12 protein-coding genes are annotated in these 12,594 nt (G+C 63.5%); 8 read left to right on the top strand and 4 right to left on the bottom strand.

Translation table 11 applies throughout. The features are described from left to right. Positions 1–2: 2 nt before the first annotated feature. Positions 3–773 (bottom strand): ribosome biogenesis GTP-binding protein YihA/YsxC, encoded by a 771-nt coding sequence (gene yihA, locus IC609_RS02915; protein WP_191817942.1) that lies wholly within the window; start codon positions 771–773, stop codon positions 3–5. A gap of 87 nt (positions 774–860) precedes the next feature. Between yihA and IC609_RS02910 the strand changes: the two genes are divergently transcribed. The 5 genes from IC609_RS02910 (at position 861) to IC609_RS02890 (ending at position 6,806) form a co-directional block, all read left to right on the top strand. Further along, positions 861–1,481, top strand: a complete 621-nt coding sequence (locus tag IC609_RS02910; protein WP_191817941.1) for a c-type cytochrome — start codon at positions 861–863, stop codon at positions 1,479–1,481. A gap of 184 nt (positions 1,482–1,665) precedes the next feature. Next, complete coding sequence (locus tag IC609_RS02905; RefSeq protein ID WP_191817940.1) at positions 1,666–3,789, top strand: cytochrome c biogenesis protein ResB; 2,124 nt, start codon at positions 1,666–1,668, stop codon at positions 3,787–3,789. Beyond that, positions 3,786–5,102 (top strand): c-type cytochrome biogenesis protein CcsB, encoded by a 1,317-nt coding sequence (gene ccsB / locus IC609_RS02900; protein WP_191817939.1) that lies wholly within the window; start codon positions 3,786–3,788, stop codon positions 5,100–5,102. Before IC609_RS02905 ends, ccsB begins: the two co-directional genes overlap by 4 nt. Positions 5,103–5,205: 103 nt before the next feature. After that, on the top strand, positions 5,206–6,201 hold the full coding sequence (gene msrP, locus IC609_RS02895) for a protein-methionine-sulfoxide reductase catalytic subunit MsrP (RefSeq protein WP_191817938.1): 996 nt from the start codon (positions 5,206–5,208) through the stop codon (positions 6,199–6,201). After that, the gene (locus IC609_RS02890) at positions 6,201–6,806 is read left to right on the top strand and encodes a protein-methionine-sulfoxide reductase heme-binding subunit MsrQ (protein ID WP_191817937.1); all 606 of its coding nucleotides are present in this window, start codon (positions 6,201–6,203) and stop codon (positions 6,804–6,806) included. The genes msrP and IC609_RS02890 overlap by 1 nt, the downstream gene beginning before the upstream one ends. A 28-nt stretch (positions 6,807–6,834) precedes the next feature. Here the strand turns inward: IC609_RS02890 and lysA are convergent, their stop codons facing one another. Both lysA and lptM read right to left on the bottom strand, forming a co-directional pair. After that, the gene (gene lysA / locus IC609_RS02885; protein ID WP_191817936.1) at positions 6,835–8,124 is read right to left on the bottom strand and encodes a diaminopimelate decarboxylase; all 1,290 of its coding nucleotides are present in this window, start codon (positions 8,122–8,124) and stop codon (positions 6,835–6,837) included. Positions 8,125–8,140: 16 nt separating this feature from the next. Beyond that, positions 8,141–8,371 (bottom strand): LPS translocon maturation chaperone LptM, encoded by a 231-nt coding sequence (lptM, locus tag IC609_RS02880; protein ID WP_191817935.1) that lies wholly within the window; start codon positions 8,369–8,371, stop codon positions 8,141–8,143. Positions 8,372–8,383: 12 nt separating this feature from the next. Between lptM and cyaY the strand changes: the two genes are divergently transcribed. After that, positions 8,384–8,713: an iron donor protein CyaY gene (gene cyaY, locus IC609_RS02875; RefSeq protein WP_191817934.1), complete on the top strand. Its 330-nt coding sequence runs from the start codon at positions 8,384–8,386 to the stop codon at positions 8,711–8,713. Between the two features lie 9 nt (positions 8,714–8,722). Here the strand turns inward: cyaY and IC609_RS02870 are convergent, their stop codons facing one another. Next, a complete protein-coding gene (locus IC609_RS02870) occupies positions 8,723–11,107 on the bottom strand; it encodes a penicillin-binding protein 1A (protein ID WP_191817933.1) in 2,385 nt (794 codons plus the stop codon). Positions 11,108–11,293: 186 nt separating this feature from the next. Between IC609_RS02870 and pilM the strand changes: the two genes are divergently transcribed. Both pilM and IC609_RS02860 read left to right on the top strand, forming a co-directional pair. Then, entirely contained in the window at positions 11,294–12,028 is a 735-nt protein-coding gene (gene pilM, locus IC609_RS02865) for a pilus assembly protein PilM (protein WP_191817932.1), read from the top strand. Beyond that, positions 12,025–12,591 (top strand): hypothetical protein, encoded by a 567-nt coding sequence (locus IC609_RS02860; RefSeq protein ID WP_191817931.1) that lies wholly within the window; start codon positions 12,025–12,027, stop codon positions 12,589–12,591. The genes pilM and IC609_RS02860 overlap by 4 nt, the downstream gene beginning before the upstream one ends. Positions 12,592–12,594 lie beyond the last annotated feature (3 nt).

The raw sequence follows: 12,594 nt of genomic DNA, 5'->3' as shown, positions 1-12,594 counted from the left end.
CTTCACTCGTCCAGGGCGGGGGGCTCGGAGCCTTCGCCCGGTGCCTGGGCACTGGCCGCCTGGATCGGGCTGCCGTCGGGTGTGTGCGTCCAGTCCCACAGCAGCTGGGCCACATCTTCCACGCCCTGTTTTTTGAGTGCCGAAAAGAGTTTGACTTCACCGCCGCCCGCTTGCAGCCGGGCGATCGACAAGGCCTTGGTCTGCTCGGCGCGGGTGAGTTTGTCGGACTTGGTCAGCACGATCAGGAATTTCAGACCTTCCGCCACGCGGGGGCGGATGATGTCGAGCAAGGCCTCGTCCAGCTCGGTCAGGCCGTGGCGCGGATCGCACATCATGACGATGCCCAGCAGGTTGGGGCGGCTGACCAGGTAGTTGGCCATGACTTGCTGCCAGCGGGCTTTGTCCATCTTGGCCACGGCGGCGTAGCCGTAGCCCGGCAGGTCGGCCAGCACGGCATCGGTGATGCCTTGCTTGCCCAGTGAAAACAGGTTGATGTGCTGGGTGCGGCCGGGTTTTTTGGAAGCAAAGGCCAGCTGTTTTTGCTGTGTCAGGGTGTTGATGCAGGTGGACTTGCCCGCGTTGGAGCGGCCCACGAAGGCGATTTCCGGCAGATCGTAGACGGGCAGGTGGTGCAGTTGGGCCGCCGTGGTGAGGAACCTGGCGGTGTGCATCCAGCCCATGGGCGTGACGGCTTTGGCGTCCTGTGCGGGGGGTGCGGCCGGGGCAGGGCCTGGGGTCACGGGGGCCGAAGAAGCGGAGGGTCTGGAGGTCATCAATGGGGCCGGGTTGGGTCGTCAGGAAACTGACGCTGACGGCATTGTAGAATCCTTGGGTTTTGCGCCAACTCCTGGATGATCCCCATGAAGTCGATTGTTTCTTTTCTGATGGTTGCCCTGATCGCGGGTTCCGCTCTGGCCAATGGCCCCGCCACCAAGGCTGCCAAGCCCGATCTCGCCAAAGGCGAAGCCTCGTTTGGCGCGGTGTGTGCCTCTTGCCACGCCGCTGACGGCAACTCCACCACCCCGGTCAACCCCAAACTGTCCCAGCAGCACCCCGAGTACCTGGTCAAGCAGTTGCAGGAATTCAAATCCGGCAAGCGCGCCAACGCCGTGATGAGCGGCATGGTGGCCGCTCTGAGCGACGATGACATGCGCAACATCGCTTACTGGCTCGCCGCCAAGCCTGCCAAAGCCGGTTTTGCCAAAGACAAGGACACCGTGGCCCTGGGCGAGCGCATCTACCGTGGTGGCATCGCCGACCGCCAGATCGCCGCTTGTGCGGGCTGCCACTCGCCCAACGGCGCGGGTATTCCGTCCCAGTACCCCCGCCTGGCGGGCCAGCATGCCGACTACACTGCGGCCCAGCTGGTCGCTTTCCGTGACGGCGTTCGCAAGAACAGTGCCCAGATGACCGGTGTGGCCGCCAAAATGAACGACCGCGAAATCAAGGCCGTGGCCGACTACATCGCCGGTCTGCGTTGAACCCCATGTCCCGCTGAGCCGCTGGGTTAGCCCCAGGGTTCAAGGGGTTTCAGTCGGCAGTGGCTGACTGGGACACAATCGGGGCTTCTGTGCGCAGGGCCTCCAGCAACAGGCCGGTTTCCCGGCCTGTTTCTTTTCAGCGGGTCCAGGCCCGCTTTTTATTTGCCTGTTTGACTTGGCCAAGATGACTGTTTCCTCCCAAGGTCTTGAAGTAGAGCACGGCTCGGCCCGTTGGCGTGCAGCGGTGGAACTGCTGTCGTCCATGCGGTTCGCCATTTCCCTGCTCACCGTCATCTGCATTGCCTCGGTGATCGGCACGGTGCTCAAGCAGCACGAGCCCCTGCCCAACTACGTCAACCAGTTCGGCCCGTTCTGGGCCGAGGTGTTCGCATCGCTCAGCCTCTATTCGGTCTACAGCGCCTGGTGGTTTTTGCTGATCCTGGCGTTTTTGGTCACCAGCACCAGCCTGTGCATTGCACGCAACACCCCCAAGATCCTGGCCGACCTGAAGGCCTACAAGGAAAATATCCGCGAGCAAAGCCTCAAGGCCTTCCACCACAAGGCCGAAGGCGTGTTGGGCGATGCCCCTGAGGCCGCGGCCCACCGCCTGGGCCAGTTGCTGGCCACGGGCGGCTGGAAGGTCAAGCTGCAGTCGCGCGACACCCCGCAGGGTCAGGGATGGATGCTGGCGGCCAAGGCGGGTGCGGCCAACAAGATGGGCTACATCGCGGCCCACTCGGCCATCGTGCTGGTGTGCGTGGGCGGCTTGCTCGACGGTGACCTGGTTGTGCGTGCCCAGATGCTGCTCGGCGGCAAGTCGGTTTACAACGGCGGCGGCCTGATCGCCGATGTGCCGGCGCAGCACCGCCTGTCCGAGCGCAACCCCACTTTTCGGGGCAATGTGATGGTGGCGGAAAACACCGCATCGAGCACCGCGATCCTGAACCAGTCGGATGGCATCCTGCTGCAGGACTTGCCGTTTGCGATCGAGCTCAAAAAGTTCATCGTCGAGTACTACTCGACCGGCATGCCCAAGCTTTTTGCCAGCGACATCGTGATCCACGACAAGGCCACGGGCGAGAAACAAGAGGCCCGCGTCGAGGTCAACCACCCGGCCAACTTCAAGGGCATCGAAATTTACCAGTCCAGCTTTGACGATGGCGGCTCCACCGTCAAGTTGCAGGCGGTGCCCATGACGGCGGCCAGCAAGCCTTTTGAGGTGGAAGGCACGATCGGCGGCGGCACCGAACTGACCAACGGCACGGACAAGCTGCGTCTGGAGTTCACCGGGCTGCGCACCATCAACGTGGAAAACTTTGCCGACGCTGGGCGCGGTGGCGACAAAGCGGTGGATGTGCGCGCCGTGAATCTGCGCGAAAGCATCGAAGGACGCCTGGGCGCTGGCCACAAGACCACGACCCAAAAAGAGCTGCGCAATGTCGGCCCAAGCGTGAGCTACAAGTTGCGCGACGCTGCGGGCCAAGCCCGTGAATACAACAACTACATGGCTCCTGTGGACATGGGCGACGGCCAGGCGGTGTTCCTGCTGGGCATGCGTGAGAACCCTGGGGAAGCCTACCGTTATATGCGTGTGCCTGCCGACGAAAACGCCAGCATGGACGGTTTTGTGCGCCTGCGCAGCGCCTTGCAGTCAGCCGAGCTGCGTGAACGTGCCATTCAGCGCTACGCCCGCCAGGCGGTGGACCCCCAGCGCCCCGATCTGGCCAAACCCTTGGCTGAGTCGGCCACCCGGGCTCTGGGCCTGTTTGCCGGGCTTGAGGCGGGCAAGGACCGACCTGTGGCAGGTCTGCAGGCTCTGGCCGACTTCATGGAGCGCAATGTGCCCGAAGCCGAGCGTGCCCGTGCGGGGGAGATGCTGGTGCGCATTTTGAATGGTGTGCTGCTGGAGCTCGACACCGTGGCCCGTGAGCAGGCCCGTGTCCAACCCCTGCCGCAGGACAAGGTGCAGGGCTTCATGAGCCAGGCGGTGCTGGCGCTGAGCGACGCGCCGCTGTACACCGCGCCGATGGCGCTGATGCTCAAGGACTTCACCCAGGTGCAAGCCAGTGTGTTCCAGGTCGCGCGTGCCCCGGGCAAGACGCTGGTGTACCTGGGCTGCGCTTTGTTGATTTTGGGCGTGTTTGCCATGCTCTATGTGCGTGAGCGCCGCTTGTGGGTTTGGCTCACGCCTGCGGGCGGGGGCGCGCACGCCGTCATGGCCCTCTCGTCCAACCGCAAGACCATGGACGCTGACCGCGAATTTGAACAACTCAAGGCTCGCTTGCTGACCTCGGAGAACGCTGCATGAACACCACCGTCACCTTGAACCCGGGTTTCTTTTCCCGCCGCAGCTTGGCCGACTGGGGCTTTGCCCTGCTCGCACTGGTGGGCATGGTGTTTGCCTTCGCCAATTACCAGCACGCGATGGATGTTTATGAAAAAGCCATCCTGGTGTGTGCCTGGCCAGCGGCTGTGTGGTTGGGCTGGTTCTGGCGTCCGCTGCGCCACCTGATGCTGGCAGTGGCGGCGTTTTCCCTGCTGGCGGTCTACAGCTACCAGGGCGACCTGGCCCGGGCCGACACGGTTTTTGGTCTCAAGTATTTCCTCTCCAGCCAGTCGGCCATCCTGTGGATGAGCATGCTGTTTTTCATCAGCACCATGTTCTATTGGGGCGGCATGTTCATTCGGGGACAGAGTGACACGCTCGAAACCCTGGGCTCGCGCATGGCCTGGGTGGCGGTGGTGCTCGCGCTGGTGGGCACCATGGTGCGCTGGTACGAGAGTTACCTGATCGGTCCCGACATTGGCCACATCCCGGTGAGCAACCTGTACGAAGTGTTCGTCATGTTTTGCTGGATGACCGCGACTTTCTACCTGTACTACGAAGACCAGTACCAAACCCGTGCGTTGGGCGCCTTTGTGATGCTGGTGGTCAGTGCAGCCGTGGGCTTTTTGCTCTGGTACACGCTGGTGCGCGAGGCGCACGAGATCCAGCCACTGGTGCCCGCGCTCAAGAGCTGGTGGATGAAGCTGCATGTGCCCGCCAATTTCATCGGCTATGGCACCTTTGCACTGTCGGCCATGGTGGCGTTCGCCTACCTGATCAAGCAGCAGGCCGATGAAACCCGCTGGCTGCGCCTGACGCCGATCTGGCTCTTGGGCGCGGCGCTGTGCTTTGTGCCCATCGCGTTCCGCCAGCGTGGCATCGCCGAGGCAGGCGGCAGTTACTGGGTGGTGTACGCCGCCATCTCGGCCCTGATCGCCGCGGGCATTTTGCTGGGACGTCGCCGCATCGCCGAGCGCCTGCCTGCACTGGAGATCCTGGACGACGTGATGTACAAGGCCATTGCCGTGGGCTTTGCCTTCTTCACCATCGCCACCGTGCTGGGTGCCTTGTGGGCGGCCGAAGCATGGGGCGGTTACTGGAGCTGGGATCCTAAGGAAACCTGGGCGTTGATCGTCTGGCTCAACTACGCGGCCTGGCTGCACATGCGCCTCATGAAAGGCCTGCGCGGTACCGTGGCCGCCTGGTGGGCGCTGGCTGGACTTGCGGTCACGACCTTCGCCTTTTTGGGCGTCAACATGTTCCTGAGCGGCCTGCACAGTTACGGCACTCTGTGAGCCTTCGGGTGTCCCCGTAAGCTGCACGCCCTGCAGGGCGAATGGATCAAGGTCACAATCCACAGCCAGGGCCATCGTGGCCCGGGTTCATCAGGGGAACACCATGCTCATTCGTACCCAAGACACTGGATTCATCCACCCGTTGTCCAGCGAGATCACACCGCAGGCGCTCTACCAGGATCGCCGTGAATGGCTCAAGGGCCTGGCCGCAGGCACGGCAGGCCTGGCCTTGAGCGGCTGGGCTGGGCGCGAAGCGCTCGCTCAAACCGCTCGCCCCGGTGTCCTGGCGCCTTTGCCCGGCGCGGCCTCGGCGGTGGTCGGGGCCAACGTCATGGACAAGCCCACACCCTACAAGGACGCGAGCAGCTACAACAACTTCTACGAGTTCGGCACCGACAAGTCCGATCCGGTCAAGTACGCCCACACCCTCAAAACCCAGCCCTGGGCGGTCGAGATCGAAGGCCTGGTCAAAAAGCCCGGGCGCTACGGCCTCGAAGACCTGATGAAGCTCAGCCCCATGGAGGAGCGCATCTACCGCCTGCGCTGCGTGGAGGGCTGGTCCATGGTCATCCCCTGGGTGGGTTACTCGCTCGGCGACCTGATCAAGCGCGTGGAGCCGCAAGGCAGCGCCAAATTTGTGGAGTTCATCACCCAGGCCGACGAGAAAACCATGCCCGGTGTGCGCGGTGGCGCGCTGGATTGGCCGTATGTGGAAGGGCTGCGCATGGACGAAGCCCTGCACCCGCTCACCTTGCTGGCCTTTGGCATGTACGGTGAAGTGCTGCCCAAGCAGAACGGCGCACCCGTGCGCCTGGTGGTACCGTGGAAGTACGGTTTCAAGAGCAGCAAGAGCATCGTCAAGATCCGCTTCACCGACAAGCAGCCCCGCTCGTCCTGGGAGAAGGCCGCACCGCAGGAGTACGGGTTTTATTCGAACGTGAACCCGAATGTGGACCACCCCCGCTGGAGCCAGGCCACCGAGCGGCGCATCGGCGAGGACGGTCTGCTGGCCAAGAAACGCAAGACGCTGATGTTCAACGGCTACGAAACGCAGGTGGGCCAGCTCTACGCGGGCATGGACCTTAAAAAATTCTTTTGATGCGCAGCTGGCTTCGCACGCGCACAGCCTGGTGGGCGCTGCTCGCCATCGGCCTGTTGCCGCTGGCCTGGCTGCTGTGGCGCACGCTGGCCGATCAACTCGGTGCCAACCCGGCCGAAACGCTGATCCGTGCCACGGGCGACTGGGCCTTGCGCGCCCTGTGCATCACGCTGGCGGTCACGCCCTTGCGCACCGTGCTGGGCTGGCCCGAACTCGCGCGCTTTCGCCGCCTGCTGGGCTTGCTGACTTTTGGGTATGCCGCGCTGCATTTGCTGTGCTACGCCGTGTTCGACATGGGGTTGGACGGGGGCGACATCGCGCGGGACATCGCCAAGCGGCCCTTCATCCTGGTAGGCTTCAGCGCCTTTGTGCTGCTGCTGGCGCTGGCCGCCACCTCGTTCAACCGCGCCATCCGCTGGCTGGGCGCAGCCCGCTGGCAGGTCTTGCACCGCGCCGTGTATGCGGTGGCTGTGCTGGCCGTGCTGCATTTTTGGTGGATGCGCTCGGGCAAGCGCCTGTACGGCGAAGTCTTGATCTATGCCCTCATCCTCGCCGCGCTGCTGAGCTGGCGCGTGCTCAGGCGCTTGAAGCAACGCCCCGCTTGAGGCGGGGACTTGGGCCCCAGGCGCAGGCTCAACCGACCAGCTGCTCCAGCGCAAAGGTGTCGAATGCCGATTCGCGCTGGCGGATCAGGTGAGCCTTCTCGCCATCGACCAGCACCTCGGCGGCGCGGCCCCGGGTGTTGTAGTTGCTGGCCATGCTCATGCAATACGCCCCGGCCGACAGCACGGCCAGCACATCACCGGCCTGCACCACCAGCTGGCGGTCGCGGCCGATCCAGTCGCCGCTCTCGCACACTGGGCCGACCACGTCGTAGGTCGCAGCGTCGCCGCTGCGAGGCGACAGGGGCACGATCTGGTGGAAGGCTTCGTACATGGCCGGGCGTGGCAGGTCGTTCATGGCCGCGTCGACGATGCAAAAATTCTTTTGCTCACCGGGCTTGATGTACATGACCTCGGTCAGGCACACACCGGCATTGCCCACCAGCGAGCGGCCCGGCTCGATCATGAGCTGACGCTGGCCGTAGCCGCGTGCGTCCATCTTGGCCAGCAGTTGCGCCCAGAGGGCATCGGCCTCGGGCGGGGTGTCGCCGTTGTAGTTGATGCCCAGACCGCCACCAAAGTCGATGTGGTGGATGGGCACGCCCGCGGCTTCAATGGCCGCCACCAGGTCCAGGATGCGGTCCATCGCGTCCAGGTAGGGCGTGGTGTCGGTGATCTGCGAGCCGATGTGGCAGTCGATGCCCACCACCTTCAGGCCCGGCAGGCTGGCCGCGTGCTGGTAGACCTGCACGGCACGCTCGTGCGCGATGCCGAACTTGTTGCCCTTGAGGCCAGTGGAGATGTAGGGGTGCGTCTTGGGGTCGACGTTAGGGTTCACGCGCAGGCTGACCGGGGCTTGTTTGCCCAAGCTCACCGCCACGTCGCTCAGCACGTCCAGTTCGGCTTCGCTTTCGACGTTGAAGCAGCCAATGCCCACCTGCAGCGCCTGTTTCATTTCGGCGCGGGTCTTGCCAACGCCCGAGAAGATGACCTTGGCGGGGTCACCACCTGCGGCCAGCACGCGGGCGAGCTCGCCCCCCGAAACGATGTCAAAGCCGCAACCGGCGTTGGCAAACACCTGCAGCACGGCCAGGCTGGAGTTGGCCTTCATGGCGTAGCAAATCTGCGCCTGGCGACCTGCAAAGCCGCGCTGGTAGGCGGCCAGCGCCGAGAGCATGGCCGCCTTGGAGTACACGAACAGCGGTGTGCCATGCGTTTGGGCCAAGTCGGCCAGGCGCACGCCTTCGATCATCAGATCGCTGCCCTGGTAGGCGAGGAAGGGTTGGCCCGGCAGGGCGGATGCGTTCAGGTCAGTGTTCATGGGACGGTGCGTGGGTTCAGCGTGCAGGATCGGATGCGCTGGCTGCGGCAGGGCTTGCAGGGACAGCCGAGGGCGTGGGAGTGCCTGGCTGGCGCCAGGGGTTGAGGGTTTGGGGCAGCGTGGCACGGCCGACCGACTCAGGGGTCTGGGGCAGCACGAGCGGCCCTTTCTGGCCACAAGCCGCGAGCATCGCCGCACAGGCCGCAAGGACTTGGGCGATGACTAGAATCTTCAGAACTCTCAACATGCATCGATTGTAATGACCGACCTTGAATTTCTGGACCAGGCCGAGCGCCTGCTGGCTGGCGTAGAAACCAGCTGTGACCGCATCAACGACGAATCCGACGCCGACCTGGACAACCAACGTGTGGGTGGCATGGTCACCATCACCTTTGCCAACCGCAGTCAGATCGTGATCAACCTGCAAAAACCGTTGCATGAAGTCTGGCTGGCGGCACGTTGCGGGGGCTTTCACTACAAGTTCGATGGCGCGCAGTGGCAGGACACCAAGGGCCAGGGCGAGTTCTGGGCCAGCCTGTCGCGCTACGCCAGCGAACAGTCCGGCCAGGCGCTGGCCTTTCACGCCTGATATCGGACCTCAGTTCCTGAACAGGTCCAGGATCTTGCGCTTTTCGTCGGTCACGCCGCCCCCGACCGCTGGCGAGTCTCCCAGGCCCAGCGACTTCACGCCGCCGCCGTTGGCGTATTCGTCAAAGAGCCATTCGCCACCGGCTTGAACCAGGCCTTCGGGCACAGAGGGCACGACCACGGGCTGCGAGCGCAATGCGGTTTCCATGAAACTGATCCAAACCGGCAGGCTCAGGCCCCCACCGGTTTCGCGGTCGCCCAGCTTGCGCGGTGTGTCGTAACCGATCCAGACCACTGCAGCCAGGTTGGGCTGGTAGCCCGCAAACCAGGCGTCCATCGCATCGTTGGTGGTGCCGGTTTTGCCATACAGGTCGGGGCGTTTGAGCATGGCCTGGGCTCGAGCGGCTGTCCCTGAACGGGTCACTTCCTGCAACAGACTGCCCATCACGTAGGCGTTGCGCGAGGGGATGGCGCGCTGCTCTTCGGTGGGTTGCTCCGGCGGCGGGCTTTCGACGAGCACCTTGCCCTTGGGGTCGGTGATGCGCGTGATCAGGTGCGGTTGCACCAGGAAACCGTTGTTGGCAAAGACCGAATACGCGGTGACCATTTGCATGGGCGTGACGGAGCCTGCACCCAGCGCCATGGTGAGGTAGGCCGGGTGTTTTTCTTCGTCAAAACCGAAATGCCCAATCCACTCCTGGGTGTGGCGCGTGCCCGCGGCTTGCAGCACGCGGATGGAGATCATGTTTTTCGATTTGGCCAGGCCTTTGCGCAAGCTCATGGGCCCGTCGAAAGTGCCGTCGTAGTTTTTGGGTTCCCAGGGCTGACCACCCGTGACACTGCTGTCAAAAAAGAGTGGCGAGTCGTTCACCACCGTGGCAGGCGTGATGCCTTTTTCCAGCGCAGCCGAATAAATGAAGGGCTTGAAGCTCGAGCCTGGCTGACGCCAGGCTTGTGTGACGTGGTTGAATTTGTTTTTGGCAAAGTCAAAGCCGCCCACCAGTGCACGGATGGCGCCGGTCTGCGGTGTCACCGCCACGAAGGCGCCTTCGACTTCGGGCTGCTGGGTGATTTCCCAGCTGCCCTTGGCGGTTTGGGCAATGCGCACCACCGCACCCCGACGCAGGCGCACAGCAGGGGGTGCCTTGTCGGACAGGCCGGACTGCACAGGCTTCAAGCCATCGCCGGTGACTTCGATCTGCTCGGCGTTCTGGCGCACCACCACCACCTTGCGGGGCGTCGCTTCGAGCACCACGGCCGAGAGCAGATCCCCGTTGTCCGGGTGGTCGTCCAGCACATCGTCGATGGCTTCTTCGAGCTTCTTGGGGTCGGTGGGCAGGTCCACAAACTTCTCGGGCCCCCGGTAAATCTGGCGACGCTCGTAGTCCAGGATGCCTTGGCGCAAGGCCCGGTAAGCGGCTTTTTGCTCACTGGACTGCAAGGTGGTGTACACATTCAGGCCTCGGGTGTAGGTCTCGGGGCCGTACTGCGCAAACATCATCTGGCGCACGGTCTCTGCCACGTACTCGGCATGCAGGTTGTTCTTGTCGGCGGCCGAGCGCAATTTCAGAGGTTCTGCCTTGGCGGCCTTGGCCTGCGCGGCGGTGATGTACTTGTTCTCCTCCATCCGCTCGATGATGTAGAGCTGGCGTGAGCGTGCGCGCTTGGGGTTGCTGATGGGGTTGTAAGCCGACGGCGCTTTGGGCAGGCCCGCGAGCATGGCGGCTTCGGCGATGCTGATGTCTTTGAGCGACTTGCCGAAATAGATCTCGCTGGCCGAAGCGAAGCCGTAAGCCCGGTTGCCCAAGAAAATCTGGTTCATGTAGATCTCAAGGATCTGGTCCTTGGTCAGCATGTGTTCGAGCTTGTAGGTCAGCAGGATCTCGTAGATCTTGCGGGTGTAGGTTTTTTCGGTCGACAGGTAGACGTTGCGGGCCACCTGCATGGTGATGGTGGACGCGCCCTGGCTCTTGACGCGGCCCAGGTTGGCCACGCCTGCACGCAAGATGCCCAGGTAGTCCACGCCGCCGTGCTGGTAAAAGCGCGCGTCTTCGATGGACAGTACCGCGTCCTTCATGACTTTGGGGATGTCCTTGATGGGCGTGAGGTTGCGACGCTCTTCCCCGAACTCGCCCATCAGCTCGCCGTCGGCGGTGTAGATCCGCAGCGGCAGCTTGGGCCGGTAGTCGGCCAGGTCCGAAATGTCAGGCAGGTTAGGGTAGGCGACCACCATGGCCACACCCACCACCATCAACAAAGCGAGCAGGCCAGCAATCACCAGGCCCGCAGCCCACAGCCCCAGACGGATCAACAGGGAGGCGAAGGTCGGTGAAGCGTTGGCGCGGGCCGCAGGCTGGGCTGGTGCTTCGGGCGTGTGGGGAGGGCGTTGGGTCATAGGACTGTGGTGGTCGCTGACGCGGATGGCCAACGGGTCGCTGATTATAAAAATCCGGGGGTCCCTGGGGTCGGCATGATGGATTTTTTGAAATCTATGGTTTTCAAAATGAGTTGAAATCTTCGGATGCTCATGCTAAAAAACCGCCAGAGGGCTGTTTCAGGCCTCAGCACAAGGGGGTATGCCGTGCGTTCAGGGCTCAAGCTGTGGCCAGGTTTCCCATTTCGCAGAATCACCAGCGCATGGGGCATCGCGCTCGGGGACCACGGGGTCACACTGGTGTCTTTGGGGCAGACGGCTGACCGCGAAGTCCGTGTGCAGCGGGCGCTCCATTTGTCGCCCCCCGCGTGGGTCCAGGCATCGGACAATTACCACGATTGGCTGGTGGAGAGTTTGCGCGAGGCGAGTGAGCAGGAGGTGCGCAGGCACCGCCGTCTGGTGTTGGCCTTGCCCATGAGCCGTTGCCAGAGTGGGCAATTTGCTTGCCCGGCTGCATTGGACGCGGATGCACTCCAAGCCGAAGTCCAGCTCGAGGCTGCGCAGCACCTGAATGTGCCTGCGCAGGAGGTCAGTTTTGATTTTGAGGTGCTGGCGGCAGATGAACCTTCGATCCAGCACGTGCATTGGCTCGCTTGCTTGCGCAGCGAGGTGCATGCCTGGCGCAAACACACCCGTGCTGCGGGCTGGCGCTTGCCAGCCATTGAGCACCACGAGCAAGCGGCGTTGCGTGCGGCGCTGGCCTTGCTTGGCGGTGCGGGAAATCTGCGTGCCCAGCCTCACCGGGATTGGCGGTTTTCCTGGCCGTCCCCCACCGATGCCGCTGCTGACATGGCGATCGGTGAGGCTTTGCAAGCCCTGCGCGGCACGCCAGCCTGGGCCTGGCTGTGTGCCTGTGGCGCGGGCTTGAGGGCTTTGTCATGAACACCGCTTTCAATTTGCTCCATCACCCCATGCAGGCCCGCCAGCGCCGCCTGCGTTGGCGCTGGGCTTCGGCCTTGGCAGGCGGCTGGGTCGGACTGGCCATGGGCTGGGGCGTGCTGTATGGGGTGCGTCAGAACCTGGATGCGCTGTCGTCTGAGCATGACAGGCTGATGGCCCAAAGTGTGCGGCAGCAGGCGCAGGCGCGGGAAGACCAAACCCGGCAGGAGGCACAGGCCCTGGCCCAACGCCAGCAGGCATTTTTGCGGCAAGTGCAGCAACACCAAGAGGCTTGGGTTCGTCTGCACCAAGCGGTGATGCAAGAAGCCGGACGCACTGGCTGGGCTTTGGAACGCCTGCAGGTGGACGGCGACCGGCTGGAGCTGCAGGGCCGCACACGCGATGCCCAAGCCTTGATCACGGCGCAGTTGCGCTTGTCCGAGAAGCTGCAAAGTCCCTTGACCTTGGTCAGTCTGGTGGCCAGTCCTGCGGACACAGGCCAACTGTTTGTGTGGCATGGCCCCTGGCCGTCATTGACGTCCTCTACAACCCGGCGTGCGCCATGAGGA

The organism is Limnohabitans radicicola (assembly GCF_014837235.1).
In the GTDB taxonomy this organism is placed as follows: Bacteria; Pseudomonadota; Gammaproteobacteria; order Burkholderiales; family Burkholderiaceae_C; genus Limnohabitans_A; species Limnohabitans_A radicicola.
The sequence above is the reverse complement of the archived record's forward strand: the minus strand, read 5'-3'. Positions and strand labels throughout refer to the sequence as shown.